The 21,725-nt window shown below is 65.3% G+C and carries 20 protein-coding genes; 14 read left to right on the top strand and 6 right to left on the bottom strand.

The window, feature by feature from the left end; translation table 11 throughout:
• Window positions 1–27 precede the first annotated feature (27 nt).
• The gene (locus tag ACEN9T_RS12445; RefSeq protein WP_413707859.1) at window positions 28–912 is read right to left on the bottom strand and encodes a LysR family transcriptional regulator; all 885 of its coding nucleotides are present in this window, start codon (window positions 910–912) and stop codon (window positions 28–30) included.
• A gap of 124 nt (window positions 913–1,036) precedes the next feature.
• Between ACEN9T_RS12445 and ACEN9T_RS12440 the strand changes: the two genes are divergently transcribed.
• The 4 genes from ACEN9T_RS12440 (at window position 1,037) to dapA (ending at window position 5,518) form a co-directional block, all read left to right on the top strand.
• Window positions 1,037–2,665, top strand: coding sequence for a gamma-glutamyltransferase family protein (locus ACEN9T_RS12440; RefSeq protein WP_413707858.1), 1,629 nt, complete (start codon window positions 1,037–1,039; stop codon window positions 2,663–2,665).
• 102 nt (window positions 2,666–2,767) lie between these two features.
• A complete protein-coding gene (locus ACEN9T_RS12435) occupies window positions 2,768–4,084 on the top strand; it encodes an MFS transporter (protein WP_413707857.1) in 1,317 nt (438 codons plus the stop codon).
• Window positions 4,085–4,211: 127 nt separating this feature from the next.
• Window positions 4,212–4,559, top strand: coding sequence for a hypothetical protein (locus tag ACEN9T_RS12430; RefSeq protein ID WP_092973012.1), 348 nt, complete (start codon window positions 4,212–4,214; stop codon window positions 4,557–4,559).
• 8 nt (window positions 4,560–4,567) lie between these two features.
• Window positions 4,568–5,518, top strand: a complete 951-nt coding sequence (gene dapA / locus ACEN9T_RS12425; protein WP_413707856.1) for a 4-hydroxy-tetrahydrodipicolinate synthase — start codon at window positions 4,568–4,570, stop codon at window positions 5,516–5,518.
• On the opposite strand, the gene ACEN9T_RS12420 is transcribed toward dapA, so the two are convergent.
• On the bottom strand, window positions 5,467–6,057 hold the full coding sequence (locus ACEN9T_RS12420; protein ID WP_413707855.1) for a hypothetical protein: 591 nt from the start codon (window positions 6,055–6,057) through the stop codon (window positions 5,467–5,469). The two genes, dapA and ACEN9T_RS12420, sit on opposite strands and share 52 nt — an antisense overlap.
• A 319-nt stretch (window positions 6,058–6,376) precedes the next feature.
• On the opposite strand from ACEN9T_RS12420, the gene ACEN9T_RS12415 reads away from it, so the two are divergent.
• Complete coding sequence (locus tag ACEN9T_RS12415; protein ID WP_092972684.1) at window positions 6,377–7,261, top strand: neutral zinc metallopeptidase; 885 nt, start codon at window positions 6,377–6,379, stop codon at window positions 7,259–7,261.
• 7 nt (window positions 7,262–7,268) lie between these two features.
• Here the strand turns inward: ACEN9T_RS12415 and ACEN9T_RS12410 are convergent, their stop codons facing one another.
• Window positions 7,269–8,015 carry an SDR family oxidoreductase gene (locus ACEN9T_RS12410; RefSeq protein WP_092972682.1) on the bottom strand — a complete coding sequence of 249 codons (747 nt, stop codon included), beginning with the start codon at window positions 8,013–8,015 and terminating at the stop codon, window positions 7,269–7,271.
• Window positions 8,016–8,153: 138 nt separating this feature from the next.
• Between ACEN9T_RS12410 and ACEN9T_RS12405 the strand changes: the two genes are divergently transcribed.
• From ACEN9T_RS12405 to ACEN9T_RS12390, 4 genes are all read left to right on the top strand, one after another.
• Window positions 8,154–9,629: an AlkA N-terminal domain-containing protein gene (locus ACEN9T_RS12405; protein ID WP_413707854.1), complete on the top strand. Its 1,476-nt coding sequence runs from the start codon at window positions 8,154–8,156 to the stop codon at window positions 9,627–9,629.
• Between the two features lie 9 nt (window positions 9,630–9,638).
• A complete protein-coding gene (locus tag ACEN9T_RS12400) occupies window positions 9,639–10,187 on the top strand; it encodes a methylated-DNA--[protein]-cysteine S-methyltransferase (RefSeq protein ID WP_092972678.1) in 549 nt (182 codons plus the stop codon).
• Between the two features lie 60 nt (window positions 10,188–10,247).
• On the top strand, window positions 10,248–11,180 hold the full coding sequence (locus ACEN9T_RS12395; protein ID WP_413707853.1) for a DMT family transporter: 933 nt from the start codon (window positions 10,248–10,250) through the stop codon (window positions 11,178–11,180).
• 547 nt (window positions 11,181–11,727) lie between these two features.
• On the top strand, window positions 11,728–13,038 hold the full coding sequence (locus ACEN9T_RS12390; protein WP_413707852.1) for a HipA N-terminal domain-containing protein: 1,311 nt from the start codon (window positions 11,728–11,730) through the stop codon (window positions 13,036–13,038).
• A gap of 31 nt (window positions 13,039–13,069) precedes the next feature.
• Here ACEN9T_RS12390 and ACEN9T_RS12385 read toward each other — a convergent pair whose 3' ends face one another.
• A complete protein-coding gene (locus ACEN9T_RS12385) occupies window positions 13,070–13,345 on the bottom strand; it encodes a hypothetical protein (protein ID WP_092972672.1) in 276 nt (91 codons plus the stop codon).
• A gap of 224 nt (window positions 13,346–13,569) precedes the next feature.
• On the opposite strand from ACEN9T_RS12385, the gene ACEN9T_RS12380 reads away from it, so the two are divergent.
• The gene (locus ACEN9T_RS12380) at window positions 13,570–14,985 is read left to right on the top strand and encodes a M20 family metallopeptidase (RefSeq protein WP_092972670.1); all 1,416 of its coding nucleotides are present in this window, start codon (window positions 13,570–13,572) and stop codon (window positions 14,983–14,985) included.
• 75 nt (window positions 14,986–15,060) lie between these two features.
• A complete protein-coding gene (locus ACEN9T_RS12375) occupies window positions 15,061–15,882 on the top strand; it encodes a transporter substrate-binding domain-containing protein (protein WP_092972668.1) in 822 nt (273 codons plus the stop codon).
• 15 nt (window positions 15,883–15,897) lie between these two features.
• Here the strand turns inward: ACEN9T_RS12375 and tet are convergent, their stop codons facing one another.
• Together tet and ACEN9T_RS12365 are read right to left on the bottom strand one after the other, a co-directional pair.
• A complete protein-coding gene (tet, locus tag ACEN9T_RS12370) occupies window positions 15,898–17,079 on the bottom strand; it encodes a Tet(A)/Tet(B)/Tet(C) family tetracycline efflux MFS transporter (RefSeq protein ID WP_413707851.1) in 1,182 nt (393 codons plus the stop codon).
• Window positions 17,080–17,198: 119 nt separating this feature from the next.
• On the bottom strand, window positions 17,199–18,005 hold the full coding sequence (locus tag ACEN9T_RS12365; RefSeq protein ID WP_092972666.1) for a hypothetical protein: 807 nt from the start codon (window positions 18,003–18,005) through the stop codon (window positions 17,199–17,201).
• 408 nt (window positions 18,006–18,413) lie between these two features.
• Here ACEN9T_RS12365 and ACEN9T_RS12360 point away from each other — a divergent pair, with 408 nt between their 5' ends.
• The 3 genes from ACEN9T_RS12360 (at window position 18,414) to ACEN9T_RS12350 (ending at window position 21,706) form a co-directional block, all read left to right on the top strand.
• On the top strand, window positions 18,414–18,686 hold the full coding sequence (locus ACEN9T_RS12360) for a hypothetical protein (RefSeq protein ID WP_092972664.1): 273 nt from the start codon (window positions 18,414–18,416) through the stop codon (window positions 18,684–18,686).
• Between the two features lie 273 nt (window positions 18,687–18,959).
• Window positions 18,960–20,168 carry an HD-GYP domain-containing protein gene (locus tag ACEN9T_RS12355; protein WP_092972662.1) on the top strand — a complete coding sequence of 403 codons (1,209 nt, stop codon included), beginning with the start codon at window positions 18,960–18,962 and terminating at the stop codon, window positions 20,166–20,168.
• On the top strand, window positions 20,150–21,706 hold the full coding sequence (locus ACEN9T_RS12350; RefSeq protein ID WP_092972660.1) for a glycine betaine ABC transporter substrate-binding protein: 1,557 nt from the start codon (window positions 20,150–20,152) through the stop codon (window positions 21,704–21,706). The genes ACEN9T_RS12355 and ACEN9T_RS12350 overlap by 19 nt, the downstream gene beginning before the upstream one ends.
• The last annotated feature ends 19 nt before the right edge of the window (window positions 21,707–21,725 follow it).

Below are 21,725 nucleotides of genomic sequence, written 5' to 3'. Positions count from 1 at the left end.
TCCGCAGCCAGCCTTGGTGCATCCAGTCTAGGCGCTGGAATTGCCAAGTGTGGTTTCGAGCGCATCGAGTACCGCCTGAATCACACCGTGCCGCACATGCTCTTTTCGCTCGATCATGCCGACGGCGCGCACGGGCGTCTGCGGCGGCATGGGCAGGACGCGTAGAGCCGGATCGCTCTCCCAGCTCGCCCGGCGCAGGCGCGGCACTAGCGTCACCCCCACCTGCTGGCGCACCAGCTCGACAATCGCCTCGATTGAATTGACTTCGATGAATTCGTTGACCGCCATGTGCGTCTTGCGCAGGGCACGGTCGATCAGCGCGCCGGTGCGCACCGCGCGGTCGAAGCGCAAAAACGGATGGGTGCGCAGAACTTCCTCGGCGCGACCCCGTGTATGGCGGCCCGCTACCACCACCAGGGGCTCGGTATAGAGCGGGTGCCAGGCAAGGTTTGCAGGCAGGCGTTCCAGGTGTTCGACCACCAGCGCGCCATCCAGCTCGCCGGCTTCCACCTGCTCCGCCAGCTCACCCGATTTGCCGGTGATGAGCTTGACGTCCAGCCCCTTGTGTACCTGCTTGAGCCCCGCCACCGCATGTGCCAACGATCCCATCACCGACACCACCGCGCCAATCGCCACGGCCCCGGACAGTTCCGTCTGCGGCTCGTCGCCGATGCGCATGGCGTCGTACAGCGCCAGGAGGTGCTCGGCTTGCGGCAGCAGCGCGCGACCATGCGCGTTGAGGGTGACAGTGCGCCCCGACCGGTCAAACAGGTCACGGCGCAGTTCGGTTTCCAGCGCACGCATCTGCAGGCTCACCGCGGCCTGCGTCAGCGCAACGCGCTCGGCGGCGGCGGCAAACGAGCCATGGCGTGCCACGGCAACAAAAGTGCGGAGGAAGCGGACGGTACTCACGGCAGGGTGCGTCGTATTCTCAAGTTTTTCTTAAGCAGTATCCAATGAATTTTAACTTTATTAAATCCGGCGCACCGCAAATAATCATTCGTCAAACATTCCCGCTTATTCGCGCTTAAGCCCCATGTCCCACCGCTTCGATTGGCAAAACCCGTATCCCACCGTCCGCATTCCGCTGTTTGCGCGCAACGTTGTCTCCACGTCTCACCCGCTGGCCGCGCAAGCCGGACTGCGCATGCTGCTCGCGGGCGGCAGCGCCGTGGATGCGGCCATCGCGGCGGCGGCCATGCTGACCGTGGTCGAGCCTGTCTCGTGCGGTCTCGGCAGCGATGCATTCGCCATCTTGTGGGACGGCAAGGCGCTGCACGGCCTGAACGCCTCCGGCACCGCGCCGCAGGCCTGGAACCTCGACTACTTCCGCAACAAGTACGGCGAAGACGCCAACGGCAACCCCAAGCGCCCCATGCGCGGCTGGGACGCGGTGACCGTGCCCGGCGCCATCTCCGCCTGGGCTGCACTGCACGAACGCTTCGGCAAGCTGCCATTTGCCGATGTGCTGGAACCCGCCGCCGAGATTGCCGAGCGCGGCCACACCATCGCGCCCATCGTTGCGCACAAATGGGCAGCGGCCATTCCCGAGCTACACAACCAGCCCGGCTACGCGCAGGCCTTCATGCCGCACGGCCGCGCGCCGGAAGTGGGCGAAAAGTTCAAATTGCCCGACGCAGCCGCCACGCTGCGGCGCCTTGGCCAGACCAACGGCCGCGATTTCTACGAAGGTGAACTCGCCGAGCGCATTGCCGCGTACTCGCGCGAATGCGGCGGCGGCATGACCGCACAAGACCTGCGCGACTATCGCCCCGAATGGGTCAAGCCGATCACCAAGCGCTACCGCGGCTACGACCTGCACGAGATTCCGCCGAATGGCCAGGGCATCGCCGCGCTCATCGCGCTGGGCATTCTCGACCGCTTCGACCTCGGCGCCCTGCCCGTCGACTCGGCGGATTCGCAGCATCTGCAAATCGAAGCGATGAAGCTGGCGTTTGCCGATCTGTACAAATACGTGGCAGACCCGCGCTCGATGGAGGTCACGCCCGAGCAGATGCTCGACGACGCGTACCTCGATGCACGCGCGAAGCTCATCGACATGGGCCGCGCGCAGATGCCGACTTTCGGCATGCCGCGCGCCGGCGGCACGGTGTACCTGTCGGCCGCTGACGAGCACGGCATGATGGTCTCGTTCATCCAGTCCAACTACATGGGCTTCGGTTCCGGCGTGGTGGTGCCCGGCACCGGCATCAGCCTGCAGAACCGTGGCTTCGGATTCTCGATGGATGCGCGCTCGGCCAACGTGGTGGAAGGTGGCAAGCGGCCGTTCCACACGATCATCCCCGCGTTCCTGACCAAGGATGGCCAGCCGCAAATGAGCTTTGGCGTGATGGGCGGCGACATGCAGCCGCAAGGCCACCTGCAGACGCTCGTGCGCATGCTCGATTACAAACAGCAGCCGCAGGCCGCGTGCGACGCGCCGCGCTGGAAGGTCAACCGCGATTTCACGCTCGACGTGGAGGGCACGATGAACGCCAAGACCGTCGCTGCCCTGGAGGCGCGCGGGCACAAGCTTGAATCGGTGGCCGATCCGTACATGGATTTCGGCTCCGGCCAGTTCATCTGGCGCCTGTCGGACGACGCCGACCACGGCTACGTGGCCGCCAGCGACAGCCGCCGCGACGGCCACGCGGTGGGCTTCTAAAAAAAGGCCGCCGCACCAGCGCGCTGACCCGTCGGACCGGGCGGGCAACGCGCTGCAGTTCCCATAAAAACGATCCCGGCCGGCACCAAAGGAACCCTCATCATGACCGCCCCCTCTGCGGCAGGCACTGCTGCGCCTGCTCGGCCCGCAACAACGAGTGCAGCGCATGCACGCCGCATCGTCATTTCGTCGTCGATCGGCAATGCGCTGGAGTGGTACGACTTTCTCGTCTACGGCTTCTTTGCATCCGTGATTGGCAAGCTGTTCTTTCCGGCCGATGACGAATGGGTCTCGCTGCTGTTTGCGGTGGGCAGCTTTGGCGTGTCGTTCATCACGCGGCCTGTGGGCGCGATCGTGCTGGGTATGTATGCCGACAGGAAGGGGCGCAAGGCGGCACTCACGCTGTCGATCCTGCTGATGATTGTCGGCACGTTGGTGATTGCCGTGATGCCGAGCTACCAGCAGATCGGCATCGTGGCGCCCATCACCATCCTGCTTGCACGCCTGGTGCAGGGCTTTGCGGTGGGTGGAGAATTCGGCAGCGCCACGGCCTTCATGGTGGAGCACAGCACGCGCGGGCGCGGGTACTACGCAAGCTGGCAATTCGCCAGCCAGGGCATTGCCACCATTCTTGCGGCGGGGCTGGGGGCGCTGCTCACGGCATCGCTCTCGCCGGCCGATCTGGAAGGCTGGGGCTGGCGGCTGCCGTTCATCTTCGGCCTGCTGGTCGGCCCGGTGGGTTTCTACATCCGCCGCCATCTGGACGAGACGCCCGAGTTCGTTGCCGAGCAGAAGAAGACGACGGTCGACCCGCAAGCTTCCTTCAAAGCGCAGTGGATCAACTTGCTGCTTGCGGTGGGCGTGGTGGCGCAATCGACTGTGTCGGTGTATGTGCTGCAGCTCTACATGCCCACGTACGCCGTCAAGCAGTTGCATTTGCCGGCGGCGCAGTCGTTCGCGGTGGTCGTGCTCAACGGCGGGCTGCAGTTTTTGCTCTCGCCTGTGATGGGTGCGCTGTCGGATCGCATTGGCCGCATCCGTATCATGCTCACCACATCGGTGCTGATGATCCTGCTGATCTATCCGATGTTTGCGCTGTTGCGCACGTATCCGACCATCGGCGCGCTGCTTGCGCTGCAAGCCGTGTCGGGCATCTTCAAGGCCGCGTATTCAGGCCCAATGCCGGCGCTGATGTCGGAGATCTTTCCCACGCGCGTGCGCTCGACTGGCCTGTCGCTCGGCTACAGCCTGGGCGTCACGCTGTTCGGTGGGTTCGCGCCGTTTATCGTCACGTGGCTGATCCACACCACGGGCGATACGCTGGCGCCGAGCTACTACGTGCTGACCGCGGCTGCGGTAAGCGGCATCTCGCTGACGGTCATCGCGCTGCGTCGTCGCAAGGCAGTGCGCGCTGCCTGAGCATTTACGCTTTCTTTACGCAGCGTCACGCCCCTTTTTCACGCTTTTTACGAGCGAATCGATACGGTGTCGTCATGTTCAACGACATGGCGACGCGGGCCGTCGCCAACTCATCATGGCGCGATCGATGCTCCTGTCTTCGCTGGTTCCGCAATTGCTGCCGCCTTCGCCGGCGACCGTGCCCCGCGCGGTAGCGCTGCCGGCACGCCAATATGTGTGCCTGCGCGTGACGGTGCCCGGCGATGCACCGGATGCAATTCGCCGGCAGTTGCATGCACTGCTCGGCAACACGCTCGGGCTGTACATCGTCCGGCATGACGCTCGCCGCAAGGCAATCACCGTTGATTTGGAACTGGCCCATGCAGATGTGGAAGCGGTAATTGGCGCGCTGCTGCGTGGCCTGCCCTGTGCCACGCTGGGCCGCATCACGCCGCTGTGCATGTCGCGCGGGCGCGCGATCGCGTCGCTGCACTGAGGCGCGCCATGTTCTCGGGAATCTGGATTCCGCTGGTCACACCGTTTCACCGCGATCGCGTCGACACCGCCGCACTGCGTCGATTGGTGCGCCATTACCAAAGCACCGGTGTGTCGGGTTTCGTCGCACTCGGCACGACGGGCGAAGCCGCGCTGCTCTCGCAAATCGAGCGCTATACCGTGCTGGAAGCCATCGCCGACGCTTGCGACGATCGCACGCCCTTCCTGATAGGCGTGGGCGCGGCCGATACGCGCGAAGTCTGCGCGCAAATCCGACACTACGAGCGTTGGAACAGCGCGGGCTACCTGGTGCCACCGCCTTACTACGTCTGCCCGTCACAGGCGGGATTGCGCTGGCATTACGCACAAGTCGCCGCCAGCACGACCCGCCCGGTCGTGCTCTACAACGTACCCAAGCGCGCGGGCGTCTCGATCGCGCCGCAGACCGCGCTGGTGCTGGCCGAGCAAGCCAACATCGTCGCCATCAAAGAATGTGTGGCCGAGCATTTCGGCGCGTTGCAAGGCGGGCCGCTGGATGTGTTGAGCGGAGATGACGGCGCGCTGCTCGATTGCCTGGCGCATGGCGGCACGGGCGGCATCCTGGCCGGTGCGCATCTGCGGCCTGAGCTATTCGTGGCACTCGTGGCGCACCACCGCGCGGGTCGCATCGACGAGGCCCGGCACTTGGCCAATGCACTGGCACCGCTGGCTGCGCTGCTGTTTGCGGAGCCAAACCCGGCGCCGGTCAAGGCACTGTTGTCGGCGCAGGGAAGCATTGGCGCAGATACGCGCGCGCCGATTCTGCCGGTATCGGAATCGCTGCACCGCCGCCTCGTGGCAGCGATGCACGCGTTGGAAAACGTCGACGCGGATTGCCCGCTGCGACTGGTCTACAGAGCGACGGCCGATCAGGCGCCCTTGTACCAGGCCGCATTGAACGGCGCGCCGTGGCGCGTGTAACGCGTGCCGCGATGATGACGGCGCACGTTGGCAGATGCCGGCGCGTCGTTGTCTTCCAGGGCCTCGCGTTCGGCCACCGTGCGGGCGCGCGGCTGCTGCACTTGCGAATACACACGTTGTTCCATCCGATCACGCGCTGCCGCAACGCGGTCGGGTGATGCGGGTTGCGTGGCAGCTTCCGCGGGCGCAGGCGCCACTGCCGACGCCGGCGTGGCTGCGTTGGCAGGCCCGGCAGCCATGGCAACGCTCATCGCATCACCGGCCTGGGCGGCCGTCGGCGTGTGGCCGGCAAGGCTCTTCACCCAGGGCGCGTGGTACATCCCAACGTAGATGGCCCCCGTCACGGCAATCAACGCGGCTGCAACACTGCTGAATGCACCGCCGACTACGGCCCCCGACACGCGCTCCCACCAGGGCTTGCGCTCTGCGTCGGCCTGTTCCACATCCGACACCTCGGTCGGATCAACATGGGTGGCAGCCAGATGCGACGACTCTGCGGCGTTTGGTGGTTGAGCAGTGATTGAAGCAGGCAAGCGCATGGTAAGAACTCGAAATAATGGATCGGCAGCGTCATCTGCTACCGAACGTTATTCGGGAACCGCCGCATGTCATCTGTGTGACAGCCGGACGGAGGATGAGCAGCCTTGGTTAGCAAGTTTCCTGCCGGGCTTTGTGCGATGCCGCAAATCGCCGCCAGCCCTTGCTGTTGCTCGCACCAGCCCTGCGTACAGACGATTCGGCAGCGCGGCGGCATGCCCGTACGTACGCACAGCAGGTAGACTTTGCAAAGTTTACCGGGTGTGACGCCCCGGGCTGACCCTGCCCTACTAGCCTCACAGGCCTCTCAAGGAGAACATCGTGCGTTGGGATGACATGCGCGAAAGCAATAACGTCGAGGATGAGCGCGCCTCCTCTGGCGGCGGCTTCGGCGGCGGCGGCATGCGGCTGGGCATCGGCGGCATCGCAATCGTGGCCGTCGTGGGCTTGCTGATGGGCAAGAACCCGCTGGAAATCCTCAGCATGGTGATGCAGGTATCGCAGAACGCGCCGACGCAATCCGCGCAGCACAGTCCTGCCCGACCCACCGGCGAGACCGACAACGACCGCAGCAAGCAATTGGTTTCGCACGTGCTGGGCGACACCGAAGACACCTGGACGCAACTGTTCAAGCAAGCCGGCCGCGCGTATCAGCCGCCCAAGCTGGTGCTGTTCCGCCAGGGAATCCGCTCAGGCTGCGGCGACGCCACTTCGGCAGTTGGCCCGTTCTATTGCCCGGCCGACACCAAGGTCTACCTTGACCTCGGCTTCTTCGATGAACTGCGCCGCAAGTTTGGCGCCCCGGGCGACTTTGCCGCCGCGTACGTCGTCGCGCACGAGGTCGGCCATCACGTGCAGAACCTGCTGGGCGTGTCGGAGAAGGTTAACCGCGCGCAAGCCGGCAAATCACCGGCTGCAGCCAATGCGCTCTCGGTCAAGCTGGAGCTGCAGGCCGATTGCCTGGCCGGCGTGTGGGGCCACTTTGCACAGCAGCGCGGCCTGCTGGAGCGCGGCGACCTGGAGCAGGCGCTGACCGCCGCGCACGCCATCGGCGACGACACGCTGCAGCGCAACGCCGGCCGCAGCGTCACGCCCGACGCCTTCACGCACGGCACGTCTGAGCAGCGCATGCACTGGTTCCGCCAGGGCTTCGATGGCGGCGACCTTCGCCAGTGCGATACCTTCCGCTCCGGAGCGAATGCCTGATTGCCGATCAGCGCCCACCAGAACAATCCAGCAGCGCGCCCGTCACGTAAGACGCCGCATCGGAGAGCAGCCAGACGATGGTCTCGGCCACTTCCTGCGGCGTGCCGGGCCGGCCGATCGGCGTGGCGCCGCCCAGGCGCTGCGCCCGATCGGGCTGGCCGCCTGAGGCGTGAATATCGGTCTCGATCAAACCGGGGCGCACGGCATTGACGCGCACGCCATCGCGCCCGAGTTCACGCGCCAACCCCAGCGTCATGGCGTCGACAGCACCCTTTGATGCGGCGTAGTCGACATACTCGTGCGGCGACCCCAGCCGCGATGCCGCCGACGACACATTCACCACCGAACCGCCCACGCCACCGCGCGACGTCGACAGCCGCCGCGCTGCCTCGCGCGCTACCAGAAAGGCGCCCAGCACATTCGTCTCGAACATCGTGCGCAGCCGGTGCGTGGTCATGTCGGCCACGTCCTGAGCCTCCGCCACGATGCCGGCGTTGTTGACCACGCCATGCAGCGCGCCAAAGCGCCCCGTCGCGGCCTCGAATAGCGCGATCACATCTTCATCGCTCGACACATCGCCCTGCACCGCCAGCGCGTGGCCGCCCGCCTGTTCGATCAGCCCCACCGTCTCTTCCGCCGCCTGCCGGTTGCCGCGATATTGCAGCGCGACAGACCAGCCGCGTTGGCCACACAGTACCGCCGTGGCGCGGCCGATACCCCGGCTCCCGCCGGTAATGACGATGGTCTTGGACATGCCGATCTCCCGATGTGTTGTTGTGTCCGCAATTGTGCCGAGATGCCGCGTTTTTGACATCGAGGGATGTGTCCGAATCCGGCGAACCCATGCGACTCGACAGGGCTAGACTAGCTGCCAAGTCACCCGATCACTACCATGCATCTCGACCACAATGCCTGCTACCACGCCGTGCAATCGCGCGACCGTCGCTTTGACGGCTGGTTCTTTGTCGGTGTGACATCCACCGGCGTATATTGCCGCCCCGTGTGCGCGGTTCGCACGCCGCTGGAAAAGAACTGCCGCTTCTTCACCACGGCAGCCGCTGCGGAGCGCGCGGGCTTTCGGCCGTGCCTGCGCTGCCGGCCAGAACTGGCACCGGGGCACAGCTTGGCCGAGATGTCGTCGAGCCTCGCGCGGGCCGCCGCCCGCATGATCGACGAAGGCTTTCTGCAAGAGCACGACCTTGCCGCGCTGGCCGCAGCCGTGGGCGTGACCGACCGCCACTTGCGCCGCATCTTCCGCGCCGAGTTCGATGTCTCGCCGATCGAGTACGCGCAAACGCAGCGCCTGCTGCTCGCCAAGCAACTGCTGACCGATACCGCCATGGCCGTCGGCGATGTCGCCTTTGCGGCCGGGTTCGGGAGCGTGCGCAGGCTGAACAGCGGTTTTATCGAGCACTACGGCTTTGCGCCCACGCGCCTGCGCTCGCGCACGACGGCACCGCGCGCCGAGGACGGCCCCACGCTCATGCTGGGCTATCGCCCACCGTTTGCGTGGCAGGCATTGCTCGAATTCTTGCGCGCCCGTGCGATCGATGGCGTCGAAGTGGTCGACGCCGACAGTTACGCACGCACGATCACCGTCGACTACGCCGGAGCGCGGCACATCGGCTGGCTTCACGCGCGCAATGTGCCGCAACGCCATGCGGTGGCGCTCACGCTGTCGCCCAGCCTGCTGCACGCCATGCCGCCCGTCCTGGCCCGCGCGCGACGGCTGTTCGACCTCGATTGCCGGCCCGATCTGGTGGACGCGCACCTCGGCACGCTGGCTGCCGAAACGCCAGGCCTGCGGGTGCCGGGCGCCGTGGACGGCTTTGAGATTGCCGTACGTGCCATCGCCGGGCAGGTCATTTCGCTGGTGCAGGCGCGGCGCATTCTCGGGCGCATGACTGCCGTGTATGGCGTGCCGTTGCCGCAATTGCGCGAAGGGCTGTCGATGGCGTTTCCGAGCGCTGCCGCACTGGCAAAAATTGATGCGCAAGCGCTGTCGGCGCAGACCGGTCTGCAAGCCAGCCGCGCCGCCGCCGTCGTCGAGCTGGCCCGCGCCATCGACGGCGGGAGCCTGCGGCTCGAACCCCTGGTGCCGCTCGCGCCCACGCTGGCTGCCTTGCAAGCGCTGCCTGGTGTCGGCGAATGGACAGCGCAATACGTCGCCATGCGCGCGCTGGGCTGGCCGAACGCATTTCCCCTGGGCGATTACGTCCTGCGCAAGCGCCTCGCCAACGAAGACGGCGCGCTTCCTACGCGCCGTGCCATGGTCGAGCGCGCAGAACCGTGGGCGCCGTGGCGCGCGTATGCCGCCATGCATCTCTGGCACCGCGAGGATGCGCTCACCCAACCCGCTTCGCATTGACCGACCGCCATGTACCGCCACACCTTTGCCTGCCCGCTCGGCGATCTGCTGTTGACCGCGACCGACACCCACCTGACCGGCGCGTTCTTTCCCGGCCAGAAGACGATTCCCGTGCAGGCCGCGCGCATGTCGCCCGGCGCGGAGGTGCCAGTCATCCGCGAGGCACAGGCGCAGTTCACCGCGTACTTTGACGGCAAGCTGCATGACTTCGATCTGCCGATGGCTCCCCAGGGCACGCCGTTTCAGCAAGACGTCTGGCGCCTGCTGTGCGACATCGCATTCGGCAGTCGCACCACGTACGGGCAGATCACCGCGCGCCTGGGGCTCACGCGCGAACATGCGCGCGCGGTGGGCACGGCCGTGGGCCGCAACCCGATCTCGATCGCCATCCCGTGCCACCGTGTGGTCGGCGCGGATGGCGCGCTCACGGGCTATGCCGGCGGCTTGCCGCGCAAGGCCGCGCTGCTGCGGCTCGAAGGACATCCCGCGCAGGTTGGCGAACGTCTGCCCATGGCCGACGACGACCGCCAAGGCACGCTGGCACTGCTACCTGCATAAAACTCAAATCACGCGGACAATGCGCGCACAGCACCCCAACAACGATAACGAGACCCCTTCATGCGCCGCTCCGACGTGCTCGAACTCCTCACCCTGGCAGCCCTATGGGGCGGCTCCTTCCTGTTCATGCGTGTGGCAGCGCCGCCTTTCGGGCCGGTTGCGCTCATTGCGCTGCGCGTGGCGATTGCTTCGTGCTTTCTCGTCCCAATGCTCACCTTGCGCGGCGGCATGGGCGCGCTGCGCACGCACTGGCCGCATCTGCTGGCCGTGGGCGTGCTGAATTCGGCCATCCCGTTCTGCCTGTTCGCCTATGCCGAACTCACGCTCACGGCGGGCTTCACCTCGGTGCTCAATGCGGCGGCCCCCTTGTTTGCGGCCATCGTCGCTTTCACCTGGCTGGGCGAGCGGATGTCGTCGCTGCGCGTGCTTGGATTGGCGATCGGCTTTATCGGCGTCATCGTGTTGGTGGGCGGATCGTCTGTCATCGACGCAAAACAAGGCGGCGTGGCGGTAGCCGCAGCGCTGTCGGCCACCGTGCTGTACGGCGTGGCCAGCAGCTACACCAAGCGCTTCCTGACCGGCGTGCCGCCGCTGGCCGTGGCGACCGGCAGCCAATTGGCCGCCACCATCGTGCTTGCACCGCTGGCCTACTGGTTGTGGCCCGCGCAGACGCCCACCGGCAGCGTGTGGTTGCACGTCATCGCCTTGGGCATCGCATGCACGGGCGTCGCCTATATCCTCTTCTTCCGCCTTGTCGCGCACGTAGGGCCGACGCGCGCAGTGTCGGTCACCTTCCTGATCCCGGTGTTCGGCGTGCTGTGGGGCATCCTGTTCCTGGGCGAGCAGTTGACGCTCAACATGGTGATCGGCTGCGCGGTCATCCTGCTCGGCACGTCGCTGTCGACCGGTGTGTTCGCACCCGGGAAAAAAGCCCATGCAAATGCGGCGACCGTGGCAAAGGATGAGGATCCGCTTCTGCGTTCCGGTCGTTGAGTAGCCGCGTTGATCGTGCCCCGGTGGTCGGGGCACTGCCCGGATCGATCAAAACCCATTGAAGCCGGCGCTTAAATCCGTGGCTGATTTCATAAGCAATGCGGTTATGCCTTCTGCGCCCTCACATTGCGAAGGAATTTCCCGCCGATTCCTGCCGCGCGACAAAGCGTTGGCACCGCTGCGATAAATCGTCGATTTGTAATGAATACCCTGTCGTGCTGGCCCCTGTGAAATTTATTCAATGGCGTCAGCATTGACTCTCCAGCTCGATTTAAAAAATCTGCAAAACTGAAGTAGACAGCTGAAACATCGACCAGCGCGCACTCGATCTTAATGATCCGATAATCCGATTTGAGAAACTTGCATCATCGAAATCGGATTTCCGTGCGCGTTGCGCAGATTTTCTTTGTTATGCTCGCCATCGGTCGATGAGGGGCGTGCAAGGGAATGGCATATTTGCTGCAAAGCAGCCAAATTCCCAATTGCCGGCGGGTTCTCCGCTGCACAGCCGACTAAGCACGCTCCATCAAATACGTTGGATACGCGCATGCTGGACGTCTACCTGAATAAGCATCTGATCGGTCAGCTATCGTGCGGCCGCAGCGGTTGGGCGTTCGAATACGATTCTCGCTGGCAGGCTTCGTCGCAGGGCTTTGATCTGAGCCCGCACCTGCCACGCACCGCCGGCAATATCGCCGACACGGCAAAAGCCCAGCCGGTACGCTACTTTTTCGAGTACCTGCTGCCTGAACCGGCACGCAACACGCCCAAGGCCGCCGCCACCGCGCTGGAGCATCTCGCGCAAGCGGCGCCGCATCTGGATGGCCCGCTGGCCCTGGTGCCCGCCGGCCTCAAACCATGCAGCGGCCGCGCAGACGGGCTGTCCGAGCGCGATCTCGTGCTGCAGTTCCAGCAAACCGTCGGGCGGCCACCCCGCAGCACGCCGCTGCATGTGGCCGAACCTCGCGCGCGCTACGGCACCGACACTGCCGCGACGTCCGAAGAAATCAGCCTGCCCTTTCTGTCCTCAAACGGCCTGCCGGTATCGATGTGGCTCGGCCGGTTTTCCGCACCGGCCAATGCCGCTCAATCGAGCCACTTCGTGCGGCTGGATCTGGGCGAAGGCGCGCACCTGCCGTACGCCACCATCAACCACTGCTGGGCGACGCTATTGGGCCGCAGCATCGGGCTGGACACGCCGTTCATCGGTCTGCGCCAGTTTCCCGAAACAGCCGCCGTGGTGCAGCGCCTTGATCGCACCCTGCGCTGCAAGAGCGACGATACGGCGCTGGTGCAGGCGCGCTATGTCGTCTCGGCAGTGCAGCTGCTGGGGCTCTCACCCAAACACCGCTTCCTTCCGATTACCGTCGAGCAGGTCGCGCAATGTGCGGGCCTGTGCGCAGACCCGGCTTCCGCTACGGCCGCGCTGTTCCGCTGGATGGTGTTCTGCCTGCTGATCGGCGGGCGCAATGCATCGGCCGGCACACTGCATTTCCACATCGGTGCGGACGGCGTCCGTCTTGCGGCGCACGACCACCTCTTCTGCGCGGCGGTTTACGCCAACGAATGGAATGCCGATGAACTGGCGCCGGACGCACAAGCGCGCTATGAGGCCATCGACCAGGACGCCCTGCTCGCCCTGGCCGATCACCTCGGCTACGACGCCAGCCAGGCGCGCCGCGAGTTGCTGCGACTGATCAGCATGCTGGCGCCGCAGTCTTCATTCGTGGCGACGCATCTGTCACAGGCACTTGGGCATTCGCCGACACGCGCCGCCGAGATCGATTTCCTCGCGCGCATCCACCGCCATGTGTCCGAAACGGCACGGCGGCTGGGCGGCAAGACTGCCGAAGTCTGAGCTGAAGCGCGAGGCTGGCGCCCCAACAAACTTAGAGCGCGGCCAGGCTGACCGTGCCATAGCGGGCGTAGCCGTGCGCGGCCAGCGTATCCATGGCCTCAGCCTCGGCGCGGGCAAATGTCAGCGCGAGCGTATCGGGGCTTCCTGCCCCGCTGGCGAAGGCCTGGTAGGCCGCGAACGCCTCGCGCGGCGACACACCACTGCGTTCAAGCACGCGCTGCGCGGCCTCGAGCGCCGCACGAATCGCCGTCTCCCCGGGCGGGGCATCGCGAAACGCTAGCTGTAGACAAAACGTCGTCGGATTCATCCGCGTTTCGATGTTCGATTCACTGGAACAGCACACCTGACCCAGTCTAGGAAAGCGCCTACCGAGTGCCAAGCGTGGCGCTCGCCCCTGAGCGTGTTCCACCCAACGCGAATGATCGACCTCGGGATGCCCCCGGGTGCACATGCCGTGAATCGCGTTGCATAATCGAATCGATTGACGAAGCAACGACTTTGTTGGCGCCGCCACTACGACAGGAGACATCGATGATCACGCCCCCCATCCGGTTGAAACGCACCGCAGTTGCTTGGCTGCTGGCCAGTGCAGCCTTGCCGACGTTCGCGCAGATTCCGTTCAGCCCTGGCGGCACGTCATCCACGCCTGCACAGGCTGCGGGCGCCACGGCCGGCGGGATCGACGTGGCGCAGATCAAACCGGCGGTGGATGCCGCGGTCAATGCCGAATACGGTCAACTCGACCTGCTCTACAAAGACATCCACGCGCATCCGGAACTGGCGTTCCAGGAAACGCGCACTGCGGCCACGCTCGCAGCGCAGATGCGCAAGATCGGCTTCGACGTGACGGAGCACGTGGGCAAGACCGGCGTGGTCGCGGTCTATCGCAATGGGGCGGGCCCGACGATCCTGGTGCGTACTGAACTCGACGCACTGCCGATGGAGGAGAAAACCGGTCTGCCCTACGCAAGCCACGTCCATACGAAATGGCGCGGCGAAGACGTGGGCGTGGCGCATAGCTGCGGGCACGACGTACACATGGCGTCGTGGGTCGGCACGGCCAAGACGTTGGTCTCGCTCAAGGACCGCTGGCACGGCACGCTGGTGTTCGTCGCGCAACCTGCCGAGGAAACCGTGACAGGCGCGCAGAGCATGATCGACGACGGCTTCTTCAAGCGCTTTCCCAAGCCTGACTATGCGTTTGCGCTGCACACGGGCCCGGGGCCCTACGGTTCGATCGTCTTCAACAGCGGTCCGATCACGTCCAACTCCGACGGGCTGGAGATTACGTTCAAAGGCCGCGGCGGCCATGGCTCTGCACCCGACAAGACTATCGATCCGGTGATGATGGCGGCGCGCTTCGTGGTCGATCTGCAAAGCGTAATCAGCCGAGAGAAAGATCCGCAGGAATTTGGCGTGGTGAGCATCGGGGCCATCCAGGGCGGCAGCGCCGAGAACATCATCCCCGACAGCGTTCTGCTGCGCGGCACGATTCGCTCATACAAGCCCGCGGTGCGTCAGAAGATGCTCGACGGCATCCGCCGCACGGCCAAGGCCGTCACGGAGATGTCGGGTGCGCCGGACGCCGAGATCAAGATCACCGAGGGCGGCAAGGCGGTCAACAACGACCCGACCGTGGTTGCGCGCACCGAGGCGATGTTCAAGACCGCCTTTGGCAACGACCGCGTGCTGCGCGTGCCGCCCATCACGGCTAGCGAAGATTTCTCGGCGTTTGTTGACGCGGGCATCCCGTCAATGTTCTTCTTCATCGGCGTGAATGATCCGCAGACGTTCTTTGCCTCGCTCAAGCCGGGCGCCAAGCCGCTGCCGACCAATCATTCGCCACTGTTCGCGCCCGTGCCGGAGCCGTCCATCAAGACGGGGGTGACGGCGATGTCGCTGGCGGTACTCAATGCGCTGCAATGGAACAAGGCGTCGGGCCAGTAAGCCGGCGTTGATATGGGCGCGGCCCGTCTTGGCTGCCGAAGCGGCCGCGCTTTTGATTTTTCCGGAGGGGATTCCATGTTGAACCGTTTCATCCGCACGAGCGCCCTGCTGCTGTGCGCCTGCGCCGCGGCACCCGCCCTGGCGCAAACCACGCCCGCCACCCCGGCCACCAACCGTCTCGACGAAATCGTCGCGCGTGGGACGCTGCGCGTCGGCACCACTGGCGACTACAAGCCGTTTACTTACAAGAACCCCGCCGATGGCCGCTTTATCGGCCTGGACGTCGAAATGGGCGAGCGCCTGGCCAAAGCACTCGGCGTGAAGCTGGAAATCGTGCCGACCACGTGGTCGACGCTGATGCAGGACTTTGCGGCCGACCGCTACGACATCGCCATGAGCGGGGTGTCGGTCACGCTGGAACGACAAAAGAAGGCGTTCTATTCGATCCCGTATCAGCGCGACGGCAAGACGCCAATCACGCGCTGCGAGAACCAGTCGAAATACCAGACGCTGGCGCAGATCGACCAGCCCAATGTGCGCGCGGTGGTCAACCCGGGCGGCACCAACGAGAAATTCGCGCGCGAGCATCTGAAGCAGGCGCAGATTCGCGTGTATCCGGACAACGTGACGATCTTCAACGAGATCGTCGCTGGCCGCGCAGACCTGATGATGACCGACGCGGTGGAAACCAAGCTGCAGCAGAAGCTGCACCCGGAGCTGTGCGCCGTGCACCCCGAAGCGCCGTTCGATTTCTCTGAGAAGGCTTACCTGCTGCCGCGCGACGTGGTGTTCAAGAATTTCGTCGACCAGTGGCTGCGGCAGACCGCCGAGAGCGGTGAATTCGCCAAGCGCTTTGATGCGTGGCTGGCGTATCCGTGGAATACACCGGCCAAGTAAGCGGCGTGAGCCGTGCTATGCCCGTGCGGCGCGCCTGGCAGCGCCGCCCATCAGCAGCACGAGGCACACGCCGTTAAGCAGCGCGCCGAGCAGCCAGACCGTGCCGGGCCACACCGGCGCGGTCATCGCATACACCGCTGTGGCCGCCAGCGGGCCGATCATGGCGGCCACACTGGCGAGGCTGGCCAGCGCGCCCTGCAACTCGCCCTGCTCATGGTCACCGACCTGGCGCGAGAGCATGGCCTGCAGCGCCGGCATGCCAATCTCGGCCATGCACAGCACCACCATGGTCGGGTAGACCATCCAGCCGGCGCTGATCCAGGCCATGGCCGCAAACCCGGCCACATCCATCATCACACTCAGCACCACGGCGCGGCGCTCGCCCAGCGCGCGGGAAATCGGCCCGGTCAGGAACGCCTGCGCCAGCGCATGCATCAGCCCGTAAGCCGCCAATGACAAACCAGCGGCGCGCGTGTCCCAACCGAAGTGCGCCTCGCCGTGAATGACCCACAGCGTTTGCGGAATCTGGCCGACGATTTCGATGATCGCCAGCACAGCCAGCAACGGCAACAGCGTCGGCACACGTGCGACGCGGCGTAGCGACTGCACCGGCAGCAGCGCGCGCCACGCAAATGGCGCACGGTCGGCGCGGCGCGACTCCGGCAATGCGAAGCAGGCAACCAGGAAATTGACGCCATTGAGCGCCGCCGCCAGCAGGAACGGCGCGCGCAGCCACCAGTCGCCCAGCAGCCCGCCCAACGCCGGCCCAGCGATGAATCCCAGGCCGAAGCACGCGTTCATCAGCCCGTAACGGCGCGCGCGATCGGCCGGCGCTGTGATGTCGGCGACGTACGCTGTCGCCACCGCATAGTTGGCCCCGGTAATGCCCGCCACCACGCGGCCGACGTACAGCACCCACGCGTGCGGCGACAGTGCCATGACGAGGTAATCGACCGCAGCCCCCGCCAACGACAGCAGCAGCACCGGCCGGCGCCCGAAACGGTCGGCCAGCGCGCCCAGAATCGGCGCAAACACAAATTGCATCGCCGCATACGCCGCAATGAGCAGGCCGAATTCGAATGCAATATCGCCCGTATGGTCCAGCTCGCGCAGCAGGCTCGGCAGGATGGGCAGAATCAGCCCGACGCCCATGGCATCGAGCGTCAGCGTGAAGAGGATGACGGCAAAGGCAGGCATGCGAATGCGCCGCGAGCCAGTCGGGCGGCGGCGCTTCGAAAACAGGAAGCCGAGATGATGCCGTGGAAGTGCGCGCCTTGCAGCGTCGCGCAGCGCTCAGGCGAAAGCCGCTGGCAAGCTCAGTGGAGGTTGGCCGGATCGCCGTGTTGCAAGGCCAGCGCGTCGCGCAGCAGCGCGTCGGTCATGTCGCGGCCCAGGAGCGCCGGGTTGAAGCGCGCCGAAAAACGCGTCGAGCAGGATTCCACTTGCAGCACCACCTGGCCCGGCGGCAGCAGTTCGATGTCGACGTGGATGACCTCGTCGTCTTCGGTAAAGGAATGCAGCAGCGTGAGTGCGCGATAGCCGTCGGCGCGTTCCACAGCGGATTCCGTCCAGGACGGCGCCAGCAGCGCGCAATTGACCAGCGTTTCAGGCTCGTCAGGGCGATACAGATGCAGGCCCATCATGGTCGAGGCGGCATCGGCCACGCTGGACCATTCAGCCGCCGGAATCAGGTCGCCCAGCAGGCGGATGTCGTCGACCGAGGCATCGGTCTTCACAAAAGCAGCGCCCAGGAAAAACGCGGTCTCGTCGCGGAAACCACCCGCCACGGTATTGCGCCACAGGCGGTGGCTGCTCTTGCTGCCGAGCGCCACTTGCGACAGCACCTTGGCCGCACGCGCGCCGTCGGCGCCCGACCACTGCTCCACCGCGCCGTGCGAGAACAGGCGATCGGCCATCACCAAACCCACGCCTTCGGGCAGCACGCGCTCTTTCAGCCAGTTGGCCAGGACGTGCACACCGCTGAACGGCATGTCCGGACGCCCGATCGCATGTGCGCGCACGCGGCCGTTTTCCGGCACATGGAACGGCATGGCAAACAGCCTCGCCTGATAAGCGACGCCGTCGATCTCAAAACGGGCGATGGAAGCGGTGGTGATGGACATGATGGCCTTCCTGCTGCAAGGGGCGGAAAACGCCGCCCGTACCTGCATCAACGACCATCCACGCCGAATGTTTAGCCGCCACATTGGAGGGTCGAGGGGAGGGGAATCCCCATGTCTGTAATGCGACGCAACAATCAGGAACTTCAGCGCAGGAATTTTTTCCCGCGCCAGCCGTCACACCTTCGCATTAAGGGTTATCCCGCATCTCACATTTTCATTGCAATTCAATGACTTATGTGCAGATTGCGGTGCTTGAAGGGTCACAATTGTTCTCATTTTTTGAACAAAGAGTTTAATAGAACTGCTTTTTTACCCTCCGAGCAACGACTAAGCTTATGCCATCGCGTTACCGCACCGCAGCGAAACTGCCTTGCGGCAATGCTCACCCCCCCTGTTGTGGAGTCCATCATGAAGACCAAGAACCTGATTCTCGCCTCGCTGATCGCTGTTGCCGCTATTCCCGCTTTCGCTGCCGGCGTGCAAAGCAAAGACCCGTACACCAACGGCCAAGCCGTGACCAAGGCTGATCCGTATACCGACGGCGCCCGCAAGGCTGACGTCTACACCGACGGCGCTGTGCGCAAGGCTGACCCGTACACCGATGGCGCGCTGCGCAAGGCCGATCCGTACACCGATGGCGCCCTGGTCGGCAAGGCTGACCCGTTCAGCGACGGTCAATAAGTCGTCCATCCGCTGTTCGCATCACCCGTATCACTCTCCCTCCCCGATGCCGGAGCCCTCGTTGGCGCCGGTACCGGCTTACTGAAGCGGCCTTTGTGGCCGCTTTTTTTTCGGCTACACCTGCAGAGTTCACATGGCGAGCCCGGACTTTTCCCCCTCAAGGCCGCGGCCGCACGTCCGATAAAAGAGAATGCATCCATTGGCGGGCAGCCTTTCCTTGAACCCGTTGCGCAAAAAACGTGCTTCGCCACGGACTGATCTCTGAACATCAACATGCGCAAGCGCATCGCCATCGAACACCTGCGGGTGGGCATGTACCTCGACGAATTTGTCGGCTCGTGGCTGGACCACCCGTTCTGGCGGGCCCGTTTTCGCGTGGAAGACGCCACCCAATTGCAGCGCCTGCGTGCCAGCGGCGTGCGCGAGGTGTGGATCGACACCACGCGCGGCACCGACGTGGCCGCCGCCAATGCAGCGCCTGCTGCGCCTGAAGTTCCGGCACCGCCTTCCTGCTCGGCTGACGCCAATATCGCGCCCCGCCCGATCACGTATGCGGAAGAAATGCGCCACGCCGCTCGCCTCATCTGCAAAGCCGAGGTGGCCGTGCAGGCCATGTTTGCCGACGCGCGCATGGGCCGCACGATCGAAGCGCGCGACGCACTGCCGTTGGTGGAAGCCATTTCGGGCTCCGTCGACCGCCACCCGAGCGCGCTGACAAGCCTGGTGCGCCTGAAAGCGAAAGACCGCTACACGTTCCTGCATTCCGTAGCGGTATGCGCGCTGATGGTGTCGCTGGGCCGCCAGCTGGGGCTGTCCGATGACGAAGTCCGCGATGCGGGCCTGGCCGGCCTGCTGCATGACATCGGCAAGATCGCGATTCCGCCCGAGGTGTTGAACAAGCCCGGCGCGCTGACCGATGCTGAATTCCGTCACGTGATCGTCCACCCGCAGGCAGGACACGACATCCTGGCCGGCGACAGCAGCATGCGCGACATCGCGCTCGACGTTTGCCTGCACCATCACGAGCGCATGGACGGCACCGGTTATCCGCACAAGCTCGCGGGCGAGGGCATCTCGCTGTTTGCGCGCATGGGCGCCATCTGCGATGTATACGACGCGGTCACGTCCGACCGCCCGTACAAGAAAGCGTGGGAAGCCGCCTACGCTGTGCAGCGCATGGTCGAATGGCGCGGCAACCATTTCGACCCGATGGTGTTCAACGCCTTTGTCAAAAGCGTAGGCATCTATCCGGTGGGCTCGCTGGTCCGGCTGCGTTCGGGCCGGCTGGCAGTGGTCGTGCAGCATGCGCCGGGAGCGCTGCTCACGCCCACGGTCAAGGTATTCTTCTCAATATCGTCGGGCACGCGGATTGCGCCCGAACTCATCGATCTGGCGCAGACTGGCGACCAGATCGTCTCACGAGAAGAACCCCGCGACTGGGGCCTGACCGACCTCAACGAACTTTGGATACACGGCGACTGATCCGTAGTTCCCTCCTGTGGCGCTTGCTGGCATGGCTTGCGCTGGGCTGGCTGACGTGCAGCGCATCGGCCTTCGCTGAACCATCACTGCGGATCGGCTCCAAACGCTTCACCGAGTCGTACGTGCTGGGCGAGATCCTCACGCAGACCGCAAACCCACGCGGCCCTGCCGAGCACGTCCCGGGCCTGGGCAACACCGCCATCGTCTTCGCCGCGCTCAGGAACGGCAGCATCGACGTCTATCCGGATTACCTCGGCACCATCGCCGCCGAAATCCTCCACTTACCCGCAGACCAAGCTGCCAACCCCGATCAGGCCGCGCTGCTGGCCGACGTGAACCGTGGCCTGGCGCCGATGGGCCTGGCGGCCGGCGTGCCTCTCGGCTTTGAAGACACCTACGCGCTTGCCATGCGCGACGCCGATGCCGAACGCGAGCACATCCGCACGCTGGCCGATCTGGCGACGCACCCAGCGCTACGGCTTGGCCTATCGCACGAATTTCTCGGCCGCGCCGACGGCTGGCCGGCCATTGCTCAGCACTACAAGCTGCCGCAACACCCGACGGGCCTCGACCACGGCGTCGCCTACGACGCGCTGCGCGCCAGGCAGGTCGACGTGATCGACATCTACTCCACCGACGCGAAGATCCGGCGCGAACATCTGCGTGTGCTCGACGACCCTGCGCACGTCTTCCCGCGCTACGACGCCGTGCTGCTGTACCGCGCCGACGTTGCGCATCGACACCCGGCCCAATGGCAGGCCATCAGCGCCCTCGCTGGGCGCATCCAGCGCGACGACATGGTGGCGATGAACGCGGCGGTTGAACTCGAAGGCCAGTCGTTCTCGGAAGCCGCGCGGCAGTTTCTCGCTGGGCATGGCAGTACGCCGGCCGCAACGCCGGCTCATGCATTCCTCACCCGGCTGACGGACGGCCTCGGACGGCTCACGCAACGACATCTGATGCTGGTGGGTATTTCGACGGGCGTTGCCGTGCTGCTGGGCGTGCCGCTGGGCCTCATGGCCGCGCGTCGCCGGATCAAGCAGCCGATCCTTGCCGTCGTGGGCGTGCTGCAGACGATTCCGTCGTTGGCCTTGCTCGCGATGCTCATCCCGATCGTCGGGTCGATTGGCGTGGTGCCGGCGCTGATTGCGCTGGCGGTCTATGCGCTGCTGCCCATCGTGCGCAACACCATCGTCGGGCTGGAGCAGGTGCCCGATGGCCTGCGCGATGCGGCCTTGGCGCTGGGGTTCACACCGTCGCAACGCACGCGCGTGGTGGATCTGCCGCTGGCGCTGCCGGTCATCCTGGCCGGCGTCAAAACCGCCGCGGTCATCAGCGTCGGCACGGCGACCATCGCCGCGTTCATCGGCGCCGGCGGCTATGGCGAGCGCATCGCCACGGGGCTCGCCCTCAACGACAGCGCAACGCTGCTTGCAGGCGCCATCCCGGCGGCGGTGCTGGCGCTGCTCGTGCAGGGCGCGTTTGAGGTGGCCGAATGGTGGCTGCGCCGACACGGCAGCGACGCCCCGCTCCGCTGACGAGCGCGCGCGTGGGCCT

Source organism: Ralstonia sp. Ralssp110 (genome assembly GCF_047325135.1).
GTDB lineage: Bacteria > Pseudomonadota > Gammaproteobacteria > Burkholderiales > Burkholderiaceae > Ralstonia > Ralstonia mojiangensis.
The sequence above is the reverse complement of the archived record's forward strand: the minus strand, read 5'-3'. Positions and strand labels throughout refer to the sequence as shown.